This window comes from Plantactinospora sp. BB1, from assembly GCF_003030385.1.
GTDB lineage: Bacteria > Actinomycetota > Actinomycetes > Mycobacteriales > Micromonosporaceae > Plantactinospora.
Genome location: NZ_CP028159.1, coordinates 3,293,037 through 3,312,288 on the forward strand (window position 1 = coordinate 3,293,037; position 19,252 = coordinate 3,312,288).

Annotated in this window: 17 protein-coding genes; 16 read left to right on the forward strand and 1 reads right to left on the reverse strand. The window is 73.1% G+C overall.

Annotated elements, in window-relative coordinates; translation table 11 throughout:
- Nucleotides 1-6: 6 nt before the first annotated feature.
- Nucleotides 7-468 (reverse strand): hypothetical protein, encoded by a 462-nt coding sequence (locus C6W10_RS14390; protein ID WP_107263940.1) that lies wholly within the window; start codon nucleotides 466-468, stop codon nucleotides 7-9.
- 245 nt (nucleotides 469-713) lie between these two features.
- Between C6W10_RS14390 and rimP the strand changes: the two genes are divergently transcribed.
- From rimP to C6W10_RS14470, 16 genes are all read left to right on the forward strand, one after another.
- The gene (gene rimP, locus C6W10_RS14395) at nucleotides 714-1,406 is read left to right on the forward strand and encodes a ribosome maturation factor RimP (RefSeq protein WP_107258522.1); all 693 of its coding nucleotides are present in this window, start codon (nucleotides 714-716) and stop codon (nucleotides 1,404-1,406) included.
- Entirely contained in the window at nucleotides 1,403-2,458 is a 1,056-nt protein-coding gene (nusA, locus tag C6W10_RS14400; protein ID WP_107258523.1) for a transcription termination factor NusA, read from the forward strand. Before rimP ends, nusA begins: the two co-directional genes overlap by 4 nt.
- 15 nt (nucleotides 2,459-2,473) lie before the next feature.
- Nucleotides 2,474-2,818: a YlxR family protein gene (locus tag C6W10_RS14405; protein WP_107258524.1), complete on the forward strand. Its 345-nt coding sequence runs from the start codon at nucleotides 2,474-2,476 to the stop codon at nucleotides 2,816-2,818.
- 93 nt (nucleotides 2,819-2,911) lie between these two features.
- Nucleotides 2,912-5,899, forward strand: coding sequence for a translation initiation factor IF-2 (infB, locus tag C6W10_RS14410; protein WP_107258525.1), 2,988 nt, complete (start codon nucleotides 2,912-2,914; stop codon nucleotides 5,897-5,899).
- A gap of 111 nt (nucleotides 5,900-6,010) precedes the next feature.
- Nucleotides 6,011-6,304, forward strand: coding sequence for a DUF503 domain-containing protein (locus tag C6W10_RS14415; protein ID WP_101370373.1), 294 nt, complete (start codon nucleotides 6,011-6,013; stop codon nucleotides 6,302-6,304).
- A 161-nt stretch (nucleotides 6,305-6,465) separates the two neighbouring features.
- Entirely contained in the window at nucleotides 6,466-6,963 is a 498-nt protein-coding gene (gene rbfA / locus C6W10_RS14420; RefSeq protein WP_107258526.1) for a 30S ribosome-binding factor RbfA, read from the forward strand.
- Nucleotides 6,960-8,045, forward strand: coding sequence for a bifunctional oligoribonuclease/PAP phosphatase NrnA (locus tag C6W10_RS14425; protein WP_234361752.1), 1,086 nt, complete (start codon nucleotides 6,960-6,962; stop codon nucleotides 8,043-8,045). Before rbfA ends, C6W10_RS14425 begins: the two co-directional genes overlap by 4 nt.
- 52 nt (nucleotides 8,046-8,097) lie before the next feature.
- Entirely contained in the window at nucleotides 8,098-8,505 is a 408-nt protein-coding gene (locus tag C6W10_RS14430) for a hypothetical protein (RefSeq protein WP_107258527.1), read from the forward strand.
- Nucleotides 8,502-8,711 (forward strand): DUF6186 family protein, encoded by a 210-nt coding sequence (locus C6W10_RS14435; protein ID WP_101370376.1) that lies wholly within the window; start codon nucleotides 8,502-8,504, stop codon nucleotides 8,709-8,711. The genes C6W10_RS14430 and C6W10_RS14435 overlap by 4 nt, the downstream gene beginning before the upstream one ends.
- 994 nt (nucleotides 8,712-9,705) lie before the next feature.
- Nucleotides 9,706-10,017 carry a hypothetical protein gene (locus C6W10_RS14440; protein ID WP_159104583.1) on the forward strand — a complete coding sequence of 104 codons (312 nt, stop codon included), beginning with the start codon at nucleotides 9,706-9,708 and terminating at the stop codon, nucleotides 10,015-10,017.
- A gap of 52 nt (nucleotides 10,018-10,069) precedes the next feature.
- The gene (locus C6W10_RS14445; RefSeq protein ID WP_234361753.1) at nucleotides 10,070-11,707 is read left to right on the forward strand and encodes an alpha/beta hydrolase; all 1,638 of its coding nucleotides are present in this window, start codon (nucleotides 10,070-10,072) and stop codon (nucleotides 11,705-11,707) included.
- The gene (locus tag C6W10_RS14450) at nucleotides 11,707-12,228 is read left to right on the forward strand and encodes a hypothetical protein (RefSeq protein ID WP_159079344.1); all 522 of its coding nucleotides are present in this window, start codon (nucleotides 11,707-11,709) and stop codon (nucleotides 12,226-12,228) included. The genes C6W10_RS14445 and C6W10_RS14450 overlap by 1 nt, the downstream gene beginning before the upstream one ends.
- 171 nt (nucleotides 12,229-12,399) lie before the next feature.
- Nucleotides 12,400-13,815: a peptidoglycan recognition family protein gene (locus C6W10_RS38515; RefSeq protein WP_159104584.1), complete on the forward strand. Its 1,416-nt coding sequence runs from the start codon at nucleotides 12,400-12,402 to the stop codon at nucleotides 13,813-13,815.
- A 157-nt stretch (nucleotides 13,816-13,972) separates the two neighbouring features.
- Nucleotides 13,973-14,947, forward strand: a complete 975-nt coding sequence (locus C6W10_RS14460) for an MOSC domain-containing protein (protein ID WP_107258530.1) — start codon at nucleotides 13,973-13,975, stop codon at nucleotides 14,945-14,947.
- Nucleotides 14,948-15,236: 289 nt separating this feature from the next.
- The gene (locus C6W10_RS14465; protein WP_107258531.1) at nucleotides 15,237-16,934 is read left to right on the forward strand and encodes a serine protease; all 1,698 of its coding nucleotides are present in this window, start codon (nucleotides 15,237-15,239) and stop codon (nucleotides 16,932-16,934) included.
- The gene (locus C6W10_RS14470) at nucleotides 16,931-19,225 is read left to right on the forward strand and encodes a serine/threonine-protein kinase (RefSeq protein ID WP_199853932.1); all 2,295 of its coding nucleotides are present in this window, start codon (nucleotides 16,931-16,933) and stop codon (nucleotides 19,223-19,225) included. The genes C6W10_RS14465 and C6W10_RS14470 overlap by 4 nt, the downstream gene beginning before the upstream one ends.
- Nucleotides 19,226-19,252: the final 27 nt, after the last annotated feature.

Below are 19,252 nucleotides of genomic sequence, written 5' to 3' on the forward strand. Positions count from 1 at the left end.
GTCCGCTCACCGCAGTACCTCCAGATGGGTCGCCCGGGCTGCGGCGATCGAACCGACCAGCGCGGCCCGGCCGGCGGGCGCCTCGGTGCAGGCTTTCGCGGCGGCGTCCCGGCCCTGCTGTTCGGCCTCCCGCAGCCCGGCCAGGGCCGCCGAGGCGCTGGCGGCGCCGGGGTCGGCGCCGGCGGTCGGGGCGGTGGCGGTGGCGGTCGGCAGCGCGGCGCCGGTCACCCGGGACAGCTCGGCGGCGTGCGCCCGGTGCGCCTCGGCGATCGGCCGGAGCCGGTCGGCCAACTCCGGAAAGGCGGCGAACGCGGCCTCGTGCCGGGCGGCGAGGTCGAGGGCGCCGCCGATCAACGGTGTCAGCGGGTCCGGCTCGGGCGGCGGGTCGGGCTCGCCGCCGAAGAGACCGCAGCCGGTGAGGGGGCCGGCGGCACCGACCAGTGCCGCCAGGCCGACCGCCCGGATCATCTCGCGTCGGGACCGCCCCGCCGCGCCGATCGTCTGGTTCGTGTTGCCGGTCCGCACCCGGCAAGTCAACACCATCGGTGCGGCCGACGGGGTCGGCACGGTCAGCACGGCCGGTCGTCGGTGCGCCGATCGGGCTCTCGGGCGGCCAGCGCGTTACGCTCTGCGCAGCCGCCGGACGCTTCAGTCCGGTGGCACGCCGGTGTGGCTGCCGGGCGCCAGCCGGCGATCACGAGAGAGGGGCGGAGATGACGCAGCGTGGCCGGAACACCGGTCGGCCCAGGGCGGGCCACCGGGCTCCGGACCGTCCCCGCGAGGACCAGTCCGCGCGTCGGCTCCGGCTCCGTGCCGTGATCGAGCCCGTGGTGAACACCGCCGGCTACGACCTGGAGGACCTCTCGGTGTCCCGGGCCGGCCGCCGGTACGTCGTCCGGGTGATCGTGGACGGCGACGGCGGGGTCAGCCTCGACGCCGTGGCCGACGTCTCCCGGCTCCTCTCCAAGGCGCTCGACCAGGCGGAGGAGACCGGTGGCGACCTGGTCGCCGGGGAATACCAGCTCGAGGTGAGTTCGCCCGGCGTGGACCGGCCGCTGACCCAGCCCCGGCACTGGCGGCGCAACGTGGGCCGGCTGGTGAAGGTGACCGTACGCGGCCCCGGGGAGCGCACCGAGCGGGGCGGCGGCGCCGGGGAGCGTCCGGCGGCACCCGCGGACCGGCAGCTGACCGCCCGGGTGGTCGCCGCCGACGACGAGCGGGTGGTGCTGGAGACCGACGCCGGACCGGTCGGCTGGGCGTACCCCGACCTCGGGCCGGGGCGGGTCCAGGTGGAGTTCAGCCGGCTGGACGAGATCGCCGACGACGATCTGACCGCTGCCGGCGATGATGACTATGACGACGTCGACAACGGCGACGACGAAGATGTGGAGGGCGAGGAGAGGTGAACATCGACCTCGCGGCGTTGCGCGCCCTGGAGCGCGAGCGGGAGATCCCGTTCGACACGATTCTCGCGGCGATCGAGACCGCGTTGCTGACGGCGTACCGGCACACCGAGGGGGCCCAGGCGCACGCCCGGGTCGAGATCGACCGCAAGACCGGCGCCGCCCTGGTCTACGCCCAGGAGCAGGACGCCGACGGTACGGTGATCCGGGAGTTCGACGACACTCCGCACGACTTCGGCCGGATCGCCGCGATGACCGCCAAGCAGGTCATCCTGCAACGGCTCCGCGAGGCCACCGACGAGGTGCACTTCGGCGAGTACGCGGGCCGGGACGGCGACCTGGTCACCGGGGTGGTGCAGGCGCACGAGGCGCGCAGTGAGAAGGGCATCGTCTCGGTCGACCTCGGCAAGGTCGAGGCGGTACTGCCGCAGGCCGAGCAGGTCCCCGGCGAGCTGTACGAGCACGGTCAGCGGATCCGCTGCGTCGTCGTACACGTGGTCAAGGGCTTCCGTGGCCCGCAGATCACCCTCTCCCGGTCGCACCCGAACCTGGTGAAGAAGCTCTTCGCCCTGGAGGTCCCGGAGATCGCCGACGGCACCGTGGAGATCGCCGCGATCGCCCGCGAGGCCGGCCACCGGACCAAGATCGCGGTCCGGTCCACCGTGCCCGGGGTGAACGCCAAGGGCGCCTGCATCGGCCCGATGGGGCAGCGGGTCCGGGCGGTGATGAGCGAGCTGCACGGTGAGAAGATCGACATCATCGACTGGTCGGACGATCCGGCCCAGTTCGTCGGCAACGCCCTCTCGCCGGCCAAGGCGCTCCGGGTCGAGGTGGTCGACGCGGCGACCCGGACGGCCCGGGTGACCGTGCCGGACTTCCAGCTCTCGCTGGCGATCGGCCGAGAGGGGCAGAATGCCCGACTGGCGGCCCGGTTGACCGGTTGGCGGATCGACATCCGGCCCGATACGGAGCAGATGCCGACCCAGGCGTCGGCCGGTCGGCAGGGCGGTCCTGATCACGCAGCCGAGGCGGACGGAGCGATCTCGGCCGGGTAGGGGTAGACTTTCCCAGTGGTACGACGCGCGGAGCCGGAGCGCACCTGTGTGGGCTGTCGGCAACGGGCGCCGGCCGGCCAGCTGCTGCGGATTGTCGCGGTCGGCAATGAGACTGGTCACAGCCTCCGACCCGATCCGACCCGTAAGCTGCCGGGAAGGGGAGCACACCTGCATCCCGATCCGGCCTGCTTCACGCTGGCAGTGCGGCGACGCGCCTTCGGGCGGGCGCTGCGTATCGCTGGCGTACCTGACGCGAGTGAGTTGGCCGAGCACGTCCAAGGCGTCGACGACCATGACCGGCCATCCGGCCGGGCGGGATCGACGCGACGGAACCCGAGCAAGGTAGGACGACCGACATGAGCACACGATGAAGTCCCAGAAATGACCAGGCTTCAAGTGCACGAGTGAGGTCGCTGCGGGTGCTGCCCGCACGACCTCGGAGTGAGGAGTGCAGTGGCAGGCAAGGCCCGCGTACACGAGCTGGCTAAGGAGCTCGGGGTCGAAAGCAAGACCGTTCTCGCCAAGTTGAAGGAAATGGGCGAGTTCGTCAAATCAGCGTCGAGCACCGTCGAGGCCCCGGTGGCCCGTCGGCTGCGCGGCGCCTTCGTCGCGTCCCCGGAACCGGCGGCACCCGCCGCCGCCCCGACGCCACCGCCGGCTCCGAAGGCGGCTCCGGCGGCGGGTCCGGGAGAACCCAGGATCGCCGCGAAGCCCGGACCGCCGCGTCGGCCGACGCCGCCGGCGAAGCCCAAGGGCCCGGTGCCCGGTCCGCCGCAGCCGGCGGCTCCGGTCGCCAAGCCGGCGAGCGCGCACGACATCGAGTTGGCCGCCGCCGAGGCGCGCGCGGCCGCGCTCAAGGCCGAGCAGGAGGCGACCGTCAAGGCCGCCCAGGCGGCTCGGCAGCAGCGCAACGAGACCGTCCGGCGGGAACCGCCGGCCGACGGCGGCCCGACGAACAGGCCGAAGCCGGGTCCGAATGCCGTACCGCCGCGTCCGGGTGCCCCGTCGGGTGCCCGTCCCGCGCCGCCCGGTGCTCCGACGCCCGGCCCCGGCCGGCCCGGTGGCCGTCCGCCGGCGCGCAGCGGCGGTAACAACCCGTTCGGCATCACTCCGGGCGGACAGCGTCCGGCTGCGGCGGGTGGGCCCCGGCCCAACCCGGCCAACATGCCGCCGAGGCCGAGCCCGGCCTCGATGCCGCCCCGGCCGAGCCCGGCGTCGATGCCGACGCAGCGGCCGGGTCGTCCCGGTGGCGGCCCCGGCCGTCCCGGTGGCGGTGGCGGTGCCGGTCGTCCCGGTGGCGGTGGCGGCGGATTCCGTGGCGGCCCCGGTGGCGGTGGCGGCGGCGGGTTCCGTGGCGGCCCCGGTGGCGGTGGCGGCGGTGCCGGTGGCGGCTACCGCGGCGGTCCCGGTGGTGGCGGCGGTGCCGGTGGCGGCTACCGCGGTGGCCCCGGTGGCGGTGCGCCGGCCGGTGGTGCGGGTCGCCCCGGTGGTGGCGGTCGCGGCCGTGGCGGCGGTGCCGCGGGTGCCTTCGGGCGTCCGGGCGGCAAGCCGACCCGTGGTCGCAAGTCGAAGAAGCAGCGCAGACAGGAGTTCGACAACCTGTCGGCGCCGACCATGAGCTCGGGCGCCCCGCGCGGCCAGGGTCAGGTCATTCGGCTGCCTCGCGGTGCGTCGCTGTCGGACTTCGCGGACAAGATCAACGCGAACCCCGGTTCGCTGGTCCAGGAGATGTTCAACCTGGGCGAGATGGTCACCGCGACCCAGTCCGTCTCCGACGACACGCTCCTGCTGCTCGGCGAGCACCTCGGCTTCGAGGTCTCGATCGTCAGCCCGGAGGACGAGGACCGCGAGCTGCTCGCCCAGTTCAACATCGACCTGGACGCCGAGGTCGCCACGGACCGGCTGGTCAGCCGGCCGCCGGTGGTGACCGTCATGGGTCACGTCGACCACGGTAAGACCAAGCTGCTCGACGCGATCCGCAAGGCGAACGTGGTCGAGGGCGAGGCCGGCGGCATCACCCAGCACATCGGCGCCTACCAGGTGCACGTGCCGCACGAGGGTGAGGACCGGGCGCTGACCGTCATCGACACCCCGGGTCACGAGGCGTTCACCGCCATGCGTGCCCGTGGTGCCCAGGTCACCGACATCGTGGTGCTGGTGGTCGCCGCCGACGACGGCGTCATGCCGCAGACGATCGAGGCGCTCAACCACGCCAAGGCGGCGGACGTGCCGATCGTGGTGGCGGTCAACAAGATCGACAAGCCGGAGGCGAACCCGGACAAGGTACGGCAGCAGTTGACCGAATACGGTCTGGTCGCCGAGGAGTACGGCGGCGACACCATGTTCGTCAACGTGGCCGCCAAGCCGGGCATCGGCATCGAGGAACTGCTCGAGGCGGTCCTGCTCACCGCCGACGCGTCGCTGGAGCTGACCGCTCCGATCGACGGGCCGGCCCAGGGTGTGGCGATCGAGGCGCACCTGGACAAGGGGCGCGGTGCGGTGGCCACGGTGCTGGTGCAGAAGGGCACCCTGCGGGCCGGCGACTCGATCGTCGCCGGTGGGGCGCACGGCCGGGTCCGGGCCATGCTGGACGAGAACGGCAAGCCGGTCACCGAGGCCGGTCCCGCGCGTCCGGTCATGGTGCTCGGTCTGACCGCGGTACCGGGAGCGGGTGACACCTTCCTGGCAGCCGAGGACGACCGTACGGTCCGGCAGATCGCCGAGCAGCGGCAGGCGCGGCGGCGGGCGGCGAGCTTCGCCAACTCGCAGCGGCGGCCGAGTCTCGAAACGATCATGGAGCAGCTCAAGGAGGGCGAGAAGACCTCGCTCAACCTGGTGCTCAAGGGCGACGGTTCCGGTTCGGTGGAAGCCCTGGAGGACGCGCTCTTCAAGCTCGACATTCCGGCGGAGGTCCAACTGCGGATCATCCACCGGGGCGTCGGTGCCATCACGGAGAGCGACGTCATGCTGGCCAGCGCCTCGTCCGAGGCGGTCACGATCATCGGCTTCAACGTCCGGGCCTCGAACAAGGTCCGGGAGATCGCCGACCGCGAGGGCGTGGAGATCCGGTACTACACCGTGATCTACCAGGCCATCGAGGAGATCGACGCCGCGCTCAAGGGCCTGCTCAAGCCGGAGTTCGAAGAGGTCGAGCTGGGCAGCGCGGAGATCCGCGACGTCTTCCGCTCGTCCAAGATCGGCAACATCGCCGGTTGTATCGTCCGGTCCGGTGTCATCCGCCGTAACGCCAAGGCGCGGCTGCTGCGGGACGGGACGGTCGTGGCCGACAACGTCTCGATCAGCTCGCTGAAGCGGTTCAAGGACGACGCCACCGAGGTCCGCGAGGGCTTCGAGTGCGGTCTGACGTTGAGCAACTTCAACAACGTGCAGGTCGGGGACATCATCGAGACGTTCGAGATGCGCGAGAAGCCGCGCGCCTGAGCGAGTTCGATACCGGTGGCCGGAACCCGTGGGGTTCCGGCCACCGGCCTGTCCGGGGCCGGCCGGGAAAGGCGGTGAGCGGCGGGGGTGCGATGGCGTACCCTTCCCGCCGTGTATACCGGAACCGCCCTGTTCGACCTGCTGCTGCCCGGAGACTCGCGCTCCCTGAAGGCAAAGCGGTCCTATGTCCGCCCCATCGTCGCCGCGCTCCGCAAGTTCGAGGTCTCGGCCGCCGAGGTCGGCGCGCTCGACCTGCACGGGCGGGCCCAGATCGCGGTCGCCCTGGTCGCCTCCGAACCCGAGCACGTCGGCACCGTGCTGGACGCCTGCGAGCGTCTGGTCGCCGGCCGACCGGAGGTCGAGTTGCTCTCCGTACGGCGCCGATTGCACGGCGCGGACGACTGAATTGGCCGCTGGCCAGGGGGTAATCAGCCGGTACGGCCAATGGCGACGGCGGCGGCGAGGCCGCAGGATGCGCGGGTAGTGTTTCCCAGGTCGGCCGGTCCGGCCGCGGCGCCCAGCGCCGCCGGTCCGGCCCGGAAGCAGATGGGCGTGGAGGTGCGGAGATGACGGACCAGGCCAAGGTGCGTCGGCATGCGGAGCGGGTGCGGGAACTGGTGGCGTCGGTGGTGCGTACCCAGATCAAGGACCCCCGGCTCGGCATGATCACCATTACCGACGCCCGGATCACCCCGGACCTGCGAGACGCCACGGTCTTCTACACGGTGCTCGGCGACGCCTCCGACCAGGCGGCCACCGCCGCCGCGCTGGAGAGCGCCAAGGGACTGCTGCGGAGCACCGTCGGCAAGGCCCTCGGGCTGCGTCACTCGCCGAGCCTGACCTTCGTGCTCGACGACGTACAGGACCAGGTCAAGCAGATCGACGAACTGCTGGCGGCGGCGCGTACCGCCGACGCCGAGGTGCAGCGGCTTGCCGCCCAGGCCGAGTACGCGGGCGAGCCGCAGCCGTACAAGCTCGACTCCGACGACGACGAGGTCGACTCCGACGACGACGAGCAGGACGAGGACCGGCCGCCGGCCGGAGACGGCGGAGACCGTCGGTGAGCGGGGCACTGCTCACCGACGTTTCCCAGCCGGCCGCCGGAGGGCCGACCGAGGCGGAGTGGGCGGCGGCGGTCTCCGCCATCACCCGGCTCCCCGCCGACGGCCGGATACTGCTGATCTGCCACGTCAACCCCGACGGGGACGCGCTCGGCAGCATGCTCGGCTTCGGGCTCGGGCTGCGCCGGCTCGGCGTACGGCAGCTCCAGGCCACCTTTCCCGGGCGCCCGGAGGTGCCGGAGCCGCTCCAGGCGATGCCCGGCCTCGATCTGCTCGTCCCGGCGACCGAGGCCGACCCGGATCCGGACCTGGTGATCTGCTTCGACGTCGCCGCCGTCTCCCGGCTCGGCGACCTGGCCGACCGGCTGGACCGGGCCGAGACCGCCGTCGTGCTGGACCACCACGCCTCGAACACCCGGTTCGGCGGGATCCACCTGGTCGACCCGGACGCCGCCGCCACCTCCGTGGTGGTGGAGAAGCTGCTGGTCCGGCTCGGTGTGCCGCTGGACGCCGGGATCGCCGAGTGCCTCTACATCGCGCTCGCCACCGACACCGGCTCGTTCCGGTTCGACATGACCACCCCGGCGGTGCACGAGATGGCCGCCCGGCTGCTGGCCACCGGCATCCGCCCCGGGGAGATCTCCCGGCGGATCTTCGACACCCGGCCGTTCGGCGCGGTCCGGCTCTACGGTGACGTGCTCGGGCGTACCCGGTTGGAGCCGTTGGCCGCCGGTGGGCTGGGGCTGGTCTGGACGTACGCGACCCTCGACGACCTGGAGCGGCACGGGCAGCGCCCGTACACCCTGGAGCCGCTGATCGACTCGGTGCGCTGCACCGCCGAGGCGGACGTGAGCTGCGTGCTCAAGCAGGTCGCCGAGGCGGAGTGGGCGGTCTCCATGCGCAGCAAGGGCGCCAGCGACGTGAGCCGGGTGGCGGTGGCGCTGGGCGGGGGCGGGCACCGGCTGGCGGCCGGGTTCACCGGCTACGGGTCGGCGCCCGAGGTGGTCGACGCGATCCGGGCCGAGTTGGCCCGGGACGCGGCCGAGGGCGCGCAACCCCCGGCCGGGCAGCCAGATCTGGAGTAACGGGAACGGCGTCGTGCTTTCCGCCGGGCGGTGGCCCGGGGACAATCGGTTCATGGAACAGCAGCCGGAGCTCTCTGCGGATGTGCCCCGGGCCTGGGACCGACCGGTCGTCACGGTTCCGACCCTCACCGTTCTGTCCCTGATCGGCGGTCAGTTCCCGTCGTTCTCGACGCAGGCGAACATCTACGCCATCGGCACCGGCGGTGCGCTGGTGTGGCTGGGGCTCTCCAACCGGGTGCCCCGGCGACCCGTACCGCACCGGCTGCGCTCCGGTGCGGCGTGGTGGCTGCTCCCCGTACTCGTCTTCGGGGTCTTCGAGGCGAGCACCTTCATGCTCGGTTCCCGGGACGACTTCCCGACCTTTTCCAAGATCGCCGACCCGCTGCTGGACGACTCGCTGGTCCGCTCGGTCGGCTACTTCGCGTGGCTCTCCGCGTTCTGGGGGTTGGTGCGTCGATGAGGTACGTCGCGATCGCCGGGTTCACCGTGGCGCTGCTGCTCTTCGTGGTGGTCGAGTGGGCCGCCCGCCGGGAGGGGTCCCGGATTCCCACCTTCGGCGACGTCTGCGCCTACGTGATGCGCTACGAGGTCGGTCCGGTACCGGTCGGCCGGATCGCCCTGTTCGGCTTCTGGTGGTGGATGGGCTGGCACTTCTTCGCCCGCTGAGCACCACCGCCCGCCGAGTGCCGCCGCCCGCTGAGCGGCCGCCGCCGTCCGACCCTCACCGACCCCACCGAGCACCGCACCGGCCGAGCTGGCCGGAGCCGTGCCGACCAGGGGAGCACCCGAGATCTGACGGTTCCCGCTGTCCCGAATGACGGGAATGCTGCGCAGGATGTGGACCTGAACGATAGCTTGGGTAACGGAACTGAACGATACCTAGGGTTGTGGTCGCACCCGTCCCACCCGTGACCGGGTGTGGCAACCCGTCGCAGATCGCCTGCCTCCCAGGGTCAACCGACCCGGGGCGTCACGCCGTCCCGGCCGCCTCGTCCGGAAGATCCCGGACCCGCCGTCCCGGCCGATCAGCAGGACCCCTGTCGGGGTGGACCCGCGCCGTGCGGTGCCACCCGCCCTGGAAGGAGCCACGCCATGGCAGCCAAGCCGACCAAGCCCAAGCCGGAGAGCACCGACGAGGCCCGCGAGCAGGTTCGCCGCGCGCTCCAGACGTCGATGGACACCCGCCAGTGACTCAGCGCGGAGCCGCGTGAGCGGCCAGCTCCCGGCCACCGGCCGGAACCGCGCGTACCGTTTCCGATCGTCCCTCCTGCCGGCCGACGAGCCGGCCCGTTCCGCCCGCACCGGTCTGCCGGACGGCCTCGATCCGCCCGGGACAGCCGGTGCGGTCGCATGTCGGGTGCGGACCGTCGACAAGGGCTGATCGAGCCGGGATTCGGCGGGCGGCTGTTCGGCAGCGACCCACGCGACCCGGACGACCGACGGGCGACCCACTCGGCGTATTCGGACCCGGGAAACCGGGCCCGGGAGAACATCCCGCACACCGTGATTGGGCACCGGACAGGCCCGCTGACGCGGCGCCGCCGGGGGCCGGGCGTGCGCTCGGGAAGGTCCGCCGGGAGGGCTCGACGTTGGTATATTGCTTCCCCAACGGGGCCCGGTCGGCCGGGTGGTAGCCCCCTAGGTGTGACGGGGAGGCGTGATGGCGCAGCCGGTTCGGGTGAACGTGCCCGGGTTGCGGACGTTGGGTGGCGAGATCGTCGGCCACGGCGCCGAGCTCAAACGCAACGTCACGGCGGTCGAGGGGCAGCTCGTGCCCCCGGGCGGGCCCGGGGTCAACGGCTGGGCCACTCTGGACGCGACGACCAGAGCCTCGGACGGCTGGGAGGGCTATCTCAACGGCCTCGGCGGCCGGACCGAGGCGGCCGGACAGTCCTTGATCGACTCCGCCAACAACTACCAGGGCTCCGACCAGCGCGCCGGGCAGCGGCACGGCGGGCTGCGCGCGGAATGAGCCGGCGAACCGACTGGCGCGCGGCTCCGGCCGGGTGCGGCGAGGAGACGTCGTGCCGGGGCTGACGTTCGAGATGGTGCTGAAGGCCGACCCGGAGGCGTGGCGGAAGGCCGCCGCCGGCTGGGACCGGCTCGGCAGGTCGGCCGACGAACGCGCGGACGCGCTGGCGCTCTCGACGCGGCGGCTGCCGGACGTCTGGGAGTCCGGCTCGGCGTCCCAGGCGGCGGGTGCGCACTGCGACGCGCTGCGTAAGGAGCTCGACTCCGCCTTCCCGCCGATCCTGCTGATCGCCCAGGCCCTCGCCCAGCACGGTACCGACGTCGCCGAGCTGCGCGTCCGGGCCGAGGAGCTGGTCGAGCAGGGCCGGGCCGCGCACGTCACCATCAACCCGGACGGGTCGATGACGATGGACCCGGCACACGCCAACGAGTCGACCGCGCGCTCCATGTCCAGCCTGGTGTGGCAGCGGGACGCGCTGCTCAAAGAGGCCGCCGAGCTGGACGCGCGGACCGCGAAGGCGATCGCGGAGAACACCGCGACCGCCTCCGGCACCCCGTCGGCCAAGGTGGACAGGGCGAGCGTGCCGGCCAAGGGCACCGATCCGGCCGACGTGAAGAAGTGGTGGGACTCGCTCTCCCCGGCCCAGCGCCGGTACGTCATGTCGGAGTACCCAGAGCTGATCGGCTCCCTCGACGGGGTGCCGGTGGCGAGCCGGGACATCGCCAACCGGATCGTGCTGGACCGCGAACTGGACGGGCTCACCCAGCGCCGGGCCGACCTGGACGCCCGGGAGGCGCACATCCGGGCCATGGTCGAGCAGGGGCGCGGCGCGGAACTCTATCCCGACGCCGGCAACCCGGCCGGGGCGGCGCTGGCGGAGCTGGAGAAGATCAAGGAAGAGCGGGAGCGGATCGACGGCAACCTGCGTGGGCTCAACAAGATCGACGACCGGCTGGAGGATCCGGGCAAGCCGCGGGCGTACCTGATCGGGCTCTCCACCGCCGACGACGGCCGGGCGATCGTCTCGGTCGGCAACCCGGACGCCGCCGACAACGTCCTGACCTACGTTCCCGGCACCGGCGCCGAACTGTCCAAGGTGGGCGGTGACATCGACCGGGCCGACCGGATGGCCCTGGACGCCAAGCGGGTCGACCCGAGCCAGGAGACGGCCTCGCTGCTCTGGCTCGGCTACGACGCGCCGGACTCGATCGCCTGGAACGCGCCCTTCGACGGCTCCGCCGAGAGCGGTGGGCCGGAACTCAACCAGTTCCAGAACGGCCTGCGGGCCACCCACGACGGCGAGCCGTCCCGCAACGTCGTCCTCGGGCACAGCTACGGTTCGACGGTGATCGGTCATGCCGCCACCGGCCCCGGGATCAACGCCGACGCCGTGGTCTTCGTCGGCTCGCCCGGGGTGGACACCAACTCGGCGACGGAGCTGAAGGGCGTCCCCGCGAACGAGGTGTGGGCGAGCCGGGCCGAACACGACATCATCCGGCGGGTGCCCGACTGGGACCTCGCGCACGGCAACGACCCGACCCGGGAGGACTTCGGCGGGCGGGTCTTCACCAGCGATCCCGGCAACCCGGACGACGAGGGCGCGACACACTCGGCGTACTGGGACGACGGGAACCTGGCCCGGGAGAACATCGCGTACATCGTGACCGGGCAGAACGGCAAGGTCAGCTGATGGGCGTCCGGGGTTGGCGCGGCGGGATACTCGCGGCGGTCCTGTTGGCGGCCGGCCTGGCGACATCGGCATGTGGAGGAGACGAGGACGTGCAGCCCACCGTCACCGCCGTACAGGCGGGCCAGCGGGTCGAGGAGATCCTGCGGGAGGCGCATGCGCAGCTCCCGCCCGGCGCCGAGCTGAAGCCGTTCGGCGAGCGTGGCACGCTGCCGTGCGACGACCCGACCGACGGCGGCCCGGCCGGCCGGATCTTCGTGGAGCAGCAGTACGAGGTGGTCTTCCCGGCGAACTGGCCGGCCGACCAGGCGCTGCCCAAACTGGCCGACTACTGGCAGCAGCGCGACTACAAGGTGCTCAACGACCTGCGGGACCGCAGCGATCCCCGGCTGAGCGTCGAGGACCCGGCCGACGGCTACCGGGTCAGCGTCACCGTCTACAACCGCGCGCCGGGCTCGGTCGACATCTATCTGATCGGCAGTTCGCCGTGTGTCTGGGAGCACGGCACCCCCGACCCGCAGTGATCTAGGAGTCCGCCGGCACTGGTCGGCAGGGCCGATCCATGCCCGGCGTAAAAATTTCCTTCAATCCGCGTTGTTAACTTGCAAGGTCTCGACATAGACGATCGTCGGCGGATACCGTACGGCCACCAACCCCGCCCCGGGACATTTCGCTCACTCTGGAAAGGAGTGACCGTGACTGCTCGGATCCGTCGAGGCCGACTCGCCCCGCTGCTCGGTGCCGCCAGCCTCGCACTCGCGGTCGGCCTGACCGGCCAGCCCGGCTACGCCGCCCCGGACACCGCCCCCTCGACCAGCGCCATCGGCCAGCCCAGCCCGCTCGCCGCCGCCCTCGCCACCGCGGCGGCCCGCTACGACGTCCCACGGGACCTGCTCGCCGCCCTCGGCCAGGCCGAGACCCGTCTCGACGGGCACGCCGGAGCGCCCAGCGCCTCCGGCGGCTACGGCGTCATGCACCTGACCAGCAACCCGACCGTACGCAGCCTGGACGAGGCGGCCCGGCTCACCGGGCTCGACCGGGCCGTACTGCGTACCGACTCCGCCGCCAACGTCGTCGGCGCGGCGGCGGTGCTGCGGTCGTACGCCGACGACGCCGGCCTGACCGCGACCCAGCGCGCCGACCTCGCCTCCTGGTACGCCCCGGTGGTCCGGTACGGCGGTGCCACCGACCCGCGCGTCGCCCGACTCTACGGCGACGCCGTCTACGACCTGCTCGGCGCCGGTTTCAACTCACCCGCCGGGGTCGTCGTCGCCGGCCGACCGGTGGCACCGCGACGCGGGCCGCTGGCCGGGGTGCCGGCGCTCGGCTCGGCCGACCGGGCCAGCGGTGACGTCGGCACGATGAGCACCGACTACGGGCCGGCCGCCTGGGTGCCGGCCTACTCCGGCAACTACACGGTGGCCAACCGCCCCACCCAGTACCGGATCAACTACGTGGTCATCCACGTCACCCAGGGCTCCTACGCCGGCTCGATCAGCTGGTACCAGAACCCGGCCTCCCGGGTGAGCGCCCACTACACGTTCCGGTCCTCCGACGGCGCCGTCACGCAGTCGGTCCGGGAGAAGGACGTCGGCTGGCACGCCGGCAACTGGACCTACAACACCGAGTCGATCGGCATCGAGCACGAGGGGTACGTCGACAACCCGAGCTGGTTCACCGACAGCATGTACCGGGCATCGGCGGCGCTGACCCGGAACCTGACCAGCAAGTACGGCATCCCGAGGGACCGGGCGCACATCATCGCGCACTCCGAGGTGCCCGGCGCCACCCACACCGACCCCGGGGTGAACTGGAACTGGACCTACTACATGCAACTGGTCAACGGGGTGACCGGGACCGCCCCGGGCACCGTCCGCACCTCCAGCGGCTCGCTCAACGTCCGCTCCGGCCCCGGCTCCGGCCACGCCGTCGTCGGCTCGCTGGCCAGCGGCGCCGCCGTCACCGTCTACTGCCAGACGAACGGCACGACGGTGACCGGCTACTACGGTACGAGCAGCGTCTGGAACCGGATCGGCACCGCTCGCTGGGTCTCCGACACGTACGTCAACACCGGGCACAGCGGATTCGTCCCGGGCGTACCCCGCTGCTGACCGGGGGGCCGGGGCCGGATCGGCCTTGACGGCGGGCGGCGGTGCTGCGCAGACTGGTCGACGTCGGGTCGAGAGGCGCTGCGACGGACCGGTGTCCGCCACGCTCGGCCCCCACATCCCATCGGGACAAGGGCGCCTCCGCGAGGAGGAGCCGCCGATGTCCGACCGTGTCGCGTCCCGCGCCCCGCACGGCGTCGTCCGAGAACTGATCACGTACCCGATCAAGGGCTGCGCCGCCATGCCGGTCGCCCGCAGCCAGGTGACCCCGGCCGGCCTCGCCCACGACCGCAGCTTCATGGTCGTCGACCCGGAGGGCGTCTTCCGCAGCCAGCGCCGGGACCCCGGGCTGGCGCTGGTCCGACCGGTGATCACCCCGGACGGTACCCGGCTGACGCTGCGCGCCCCCGGCGCCGATTCCGTGGAGCTGGCGGTCGACCTCGACGCGGCCCGCCGCGACGTGCTGCTCTTCGGCGTCCGCTACCAGGGCATCGACCAGGGGGAGACGGCCGCCGGATGGCTGTCGGAGGTGCTCGGCGCGCCGAGCCGGCTGGTGCGGGTACCGCCCGAGCACGACCGGGTCACCGACGGCGAGATCGCCGGCACCTCCGGGTACGCCGACGGTTCCGCCGTGCACCTGCTCTCCCGGTCCACGTTGGATCTGCTCAACGAACGGCTGCTCGGCCGGGGCGCCGTACCGGTGCCGATGAGCCGGTTCCGGCCGAACATCGTGGTCGACGGCTGGGACGTCCCGCACACCGAGGACCTGGCTGGGCGGATCTCCGTGGGCAGTGTCGGTCTGGCCTTCGCCAAGCTCGCCAGCCGCTGCGTGGTGACCACGGTCGAGCAGCGCAGCGGGCGGAAGACCGGCCCGGAGCCGCTGCGTACCCTCGCCGACTACCGCCGGATCGACGGCGGGATCGCGTTCGGCGTCAAGTACGCCGTGCCGGAGCCGGGTGTGCTGGGTGTCGGTGACGAGGTGGTCGTCGACCGGTGGCAGCGGCCGCCCCGGCTCGACCGGGTGGTGCCGACCGCCCCGGCGGTCGCCGGCCCGGCCGCTGACGCGAGCGGACCGACCCGACGGTCGACCCTGGTTCCGCTTGGTTCGCGACCGACGCCGTCGGACGAGGGATAACCTCCCGCGCACACTGTCGAGCTGGGTGCAGGGACGGGGCACGACAATCAGGACATTGCTTCGCCTCGGCTCCGGACTCACGAACGGGGCAGCTCGACAGTCTCCGCGTGGCGAGCCGTCTCCGCGGACCGGGGCGGACCGCCGCCCTCGGCCCGGGCGGTGCGCGGCTCAGCCGTCCGTCGACCCACCGGGACAACGGTCAACCTGTGTCGTGGGGCCGAGGGTGCGGACTGATTTCCGACCTTGTTATGGGTGGCATCGATCCGACACATGCGAATAACGTTGCCGTGTGTCCCATTCGGGCAGCGCACAGTGGCGGGCGTGCATCCGGGACGATCGCGCCGCGATCCGTGGCGCCGGCATCGTCCTCGGTGACCGCCACGTGCTCACCTGCGCGCACATCCTGCTGCCGCAGATCCCCGGCGCGGAGGTCGGGCGGCCGGATCAGGACTTCCAGGTGGACCTGGTCGGACGGCGTCCCGCCGGCCCGCCGGCCCGGGGCCGCGTGGTCGACGGCTGCTGGAAACCGCCGCAGGACGACCAACGGGCCGACCTGGCCCTGCTCGGGCTCGCCGAGCCGCTGCCGTACGGCACCGGTCCGGTACTGCGCCGGCTGCCGTCGGGGGCGCGTCGCACGGTACGGATGTTCGGATTCCCGTCGATGGTCCCGACCGGCGTCTGGGCCCGGGCCCGGCTCGCCGGGGACGGTGGACCCGGCGGCGAGTGGATCCAACTCGACTCCGAGCCGGCCGGCCCCGCCGTGGAGCCCGGCTTCAGCGGCACGGCGGTCTTCGACGAGGAGACCGACCAGGTACTCGGGATCGTGGTCAGCTATCTCGCCGGCCGGGGTTCGGCACTCTCCTGGATGATCCCGGTCGAGACGATCATCAGATACCTGCCCCGGGTGCGGGACTGGGTCAGCGGCGACTCGGCGGTCGACGCGAGTTTCGCCGCGCCGATCGGGCCGGTCGCCACCGACGAGACCGTGGTCCGGCAGCTCACCGACTTTCTCGCCCCCGGCGCCCCGCCGGACTCCCGGATCATCGTCACCGTACCGGGTTCGGCCGCACACGCCGCCCTGCGCGACGTCGTCCTGCGGACCAGCCGCGAGTTCCGGCCCGACGGCACCGACCGGGGCGTCCCGGCGCCGGCCACCGCCGGGGAGTCGCCGCCGGGCCGGATCGACCTGGCGCTGGACGTGTCGGGCCGGACGGTGGCGGAGGTGGCCAGCCGGATCGTCAACTGGATGAGCGTCGGGGCCGACCCGGAGAAGTCGCTGGCCGACAGCATGGCCGGCGAGCCGCCGCCGATGAACCTGGTGCTCGACGGCGTGGACCGGGCCGCCGACCCGGCGGCGCTGGTCGCCGAGGTGGTGCGACCCATCGCCGACCGGGTGGCCGGACGCGACCTCCGGCTGCTGCTCGCCTTCCACGACGACCGCGCGCCGAGCCTCGGCTACGCCGCGCTCGAACTGCTGGCCGCCCGGATCGCCGAGGTGCGGGTCGCGGAACAGGCCGCCCGGGAACGGTACGCCCACGTCGCCGCCCGGGTCAGGCCGGTGCGGGCCCCGACGCCGCACGAGCCGGGGCTGCGGCTCCGGCTGACCGCGCTGCGGGCCGCCGCCGCGCAACCCGGCGACACCCCGCTGCTGCCCGCCATCGAGTCCTGCCGGCGGAAGGCCGACCGGGCGCTCGACGCCGCCAGGCAGGCGCGCCGGGAACTGGGGGAACTCCTCGACCAACGCGACCGGATGCGGGACCGGCTCGACGGCTACCGGGCCGGAGTACCGGCGCCGCTGCGGGAGGACCCGGAGCTGACCGCGCTGTACCGCGAGGCCCACGAGGCACTCTGGCGCGGCCCGGCCGACCTGGCGGCCTGCGCGGTGCTGGTCGACCGGTACGCCACGACGATCCGGCGGCGGGCCGCCGAGCGGGACGATCGGAGACCGCTCGGTGGTCGGGGCGATCGGCCGGGGGCGGCGCGGTGACGATCGACTGCAACCGTCCGGACTGCGCCGGGACGGTGGACGAGACCGGATTCTGCGACACCTGCGGTCGCCGGCCGCTGCCGAGCCCGGACGCCGGGCCGCCGCCCGTCGTCCCCGGCTCGACGGTCTCCAGCGGCTCGTCCTGGCTGGTCGGCGGCCTGGTGCCGCTGCCGGAGCTGGAGCCCGCCGACCCGGTCAGCCGGCTGCGCGGCGACACCGAGGTGCCGGAGTCGAGCCGGTTCTGCGGCAACTGCGGGGCCCAGGTCGGCCGGAGCTTCCGTGGCCAGCCCGCACTGCCGAAGGGATACTGCGGCCACTGCCGCAGCCCGTACTCGTTCGTGCCCGAGCTGCGTCGGGGCGATCTGGTGGCCGACCAGTACGAGGTGGACGGCTGCCTGGCCCGGGGCGGGCTCGGCTGGGTCTACCTGGCCCGGGACACCCACCTGGACGGCAACCCGGTCGTCCTCAAGGGACTGATCAGCAACGACGAGGCGGCGCTCCGGCTGGCGGTCGCCGAACGCCGCTTCCTGACCACCCTCGACCACCCGAACATCGTCCGCATCTTCAACTCCGTCACCCACCGCGATCCGCGTACCGGCGAGCAGGCCGGTTACATCGTGATGGAGTACCTCAACGGGCAGTCGTTGCAGGACGTGCAGGTGGCCGCCGCCCGGCGTACCGGGGCGCTGCCGATCGAGCACGTGCTCGCGTACGGGCACGAGATCCTTGCGGCGATGGAGTACCTGCACGGCCGGGGCCTGCTCTACTGCGACATGAAGCCGGCGAACGTGATCCGCTGCGCCGACCGGATCAAGGTGATCGACATCGGCGGCGTACGCCGGATCGACGACGACAGGAGCCCGAGGGTCGGTACCGACTTCTTCCAGGTACCGCCGGACGAGATCGGCCGGCACGGCCTGACCGTCCGGTCCGACATCCACACCGTCGGCCGGACCCTCCAGGTGCTCTTCGAGGTCAGCGACGAGGGACGCCGGGCGGCCCCGGCCGGCGCCGACGGGATCGCCTTCGGCGTGGAGTCGTTCGTCCGGCTGGTCAACCGGGCCGTTGCCGGGCACGACCGCCGGTTCGCCACCGCCGCGGAGATGTCCCAGCAGCTCAAGGGGGTACTCCGGGAGCTGCTGGCGCTGCGCACCGGCCGCCCACACCCGGTGCGGTCCACGGTCTTCGCCCCGACCCCGGTGTTGCTGGACGGCGGGCTCGGCGCCGTACCCGGGCTGGACGTCTGGATCAGGGGCGCGACGAACGTGCTCGACATCGCGCCGCCCTCGCCCTCCTGGGCGGCCGGCGGGCTGCCGCTGCCGATCGTGGACCCGGACGACGAGGCGGTGGAGCTGCTCGCCACCGCCGGGGCGGCGGACCCGCGCGGCCTGATCGAGAAGCTGGCCAACTCCGGTCTGCGCTCGGTCGAGGTCCGGCTCGCCCTCTGCCGGGCGTACCTGGAAGCGGGCGATCCGGGCAGCGCGGCCGGCACCCTGGACGCGGCGGTCTCCGACCTCGGCGCCCGGGCCCGGCACGACTGGCGGATCCGCTGGCACCGGGGCCTGCTCGGGCTGGCCCGTGCCGACGTTCCGGCCGCCGAGGCCGAGTTCAACGCCGTCTACGCCGACTGCCCCGGCGAGATCGCCCCGAAGCTCGCCCTCGGCTTCTGCGCCGAGCATCTCGCCGAACACGACTGGGCGGCTCGCTGCTACCAGGCGATCTGGCGGCGCGACCGGAGTGAGGGCAGCGCCGCGTTCGGGCTGGCCCGGCTGCGGCTGCGCGACGGCGACCGGGCCGGGGCGGTGCGGATCCTGGACGAGGTACCGAGGGAGACCCTGCACTACGAGCGGGCCCGGGTCGCGGCGGTCCGCATCCTCTGCGGCCGGCTGCCGACCGGCGGCCCGACCCGGGCCGATGTCGCCGAGGCGGTACGCCGGCTGCCGGCGCTGCACCTCGATGGCGGCAACCAGACCGGGGAGGCCAGGGACCGGCTGACCGCGCTGGTCCAGGCGGCGGCGCTCGGCCTCTTCCGCACCGGCAGCACCCGCGCGGAGAACGGGTTCGGCGACGGCGACGGCACCCGCAGCGCGGACGGGCTCGGTGACGGCGACGGCACCGGGGACGGGCTCGGCGACGGCGGTGAGGTGCTCGGGCCGGAGCCGACCGAGGAGGACCTCCGGCGGCGGCTGGAACGCTCGATGCGGGTGCTCGCCGCGCAGGCTCGGACGCCCGACGACCACGGCGCACTGGTGGACCTCGCCAACGCGGTGCGGCCGAGGACCCCGTGGTGACGGCCCGACGGCCCGTGTCGAGGGCCG

What these genes read in the sequence shown, in the direction of transcription:
- C6W10_RS14435 (WP_101370376.1), top strand. Translation starts at nt 8,502, where the DNA reads ATGAGGTACGTCGCGATCGCCGGGTTCACCGTGGCGCTGCTGCTCTTC.
- rimP (WP_107258522.1), top strand. Translation starts at nt 714, where the DNA reads ATGACGCAGCGTGGCCGGAACACCGGTCGGCCCAGGGCGGGCCACCGG.
- C6W10_RS14450 (WP_159079344.1), top strand. Translation starts at nt 11,707, where the DNA reads ATGGGCGTCCGGGGTTGGCGCGGCGGGATACTCGCGGCGGTCCTGTTG.
- rbfA (WP_107258526.1), top strand. Translation starts at nt 6,466, where the DNA reads ATGACGGACCAGGCCAAGGTGCGTCGGCATGCGGAGCGGGTGCGGGAA.
- C6W10_RS14440 (WP_159104583.1), top strand. Translation starts at nt 9,706, where the DNA reads ATGGCGCAGCCGGTTCGGGTGAACGTGCCCGGGTTGCGGACGTTGGGT.
- C6W10_RS14460 (WP_107258530.1), top strand. Translation starts at nt 13,973, where the DNA reads ATGTCCGACCGTGTCGCGTCCCGCGCCCCGCACGGCGTCGTCCGAGAA.
- C6W10_RS14390 (WP_107263940.1), bottom strand. Translation starts at nt 468, where the DNA reads ATGATCCGGGCGGTCGGCCTGGCGGCACTGGTCGGTGCCGCCGGCCCC.
- C6W10_RS14430 (WP_107258527.1), top strand. Translation starts at nt 8,098, where the DNA reads ATGGAACAGCAGCCGGAGCTCTCTGCGGATGTGCCCCGGGCCTGGGAC.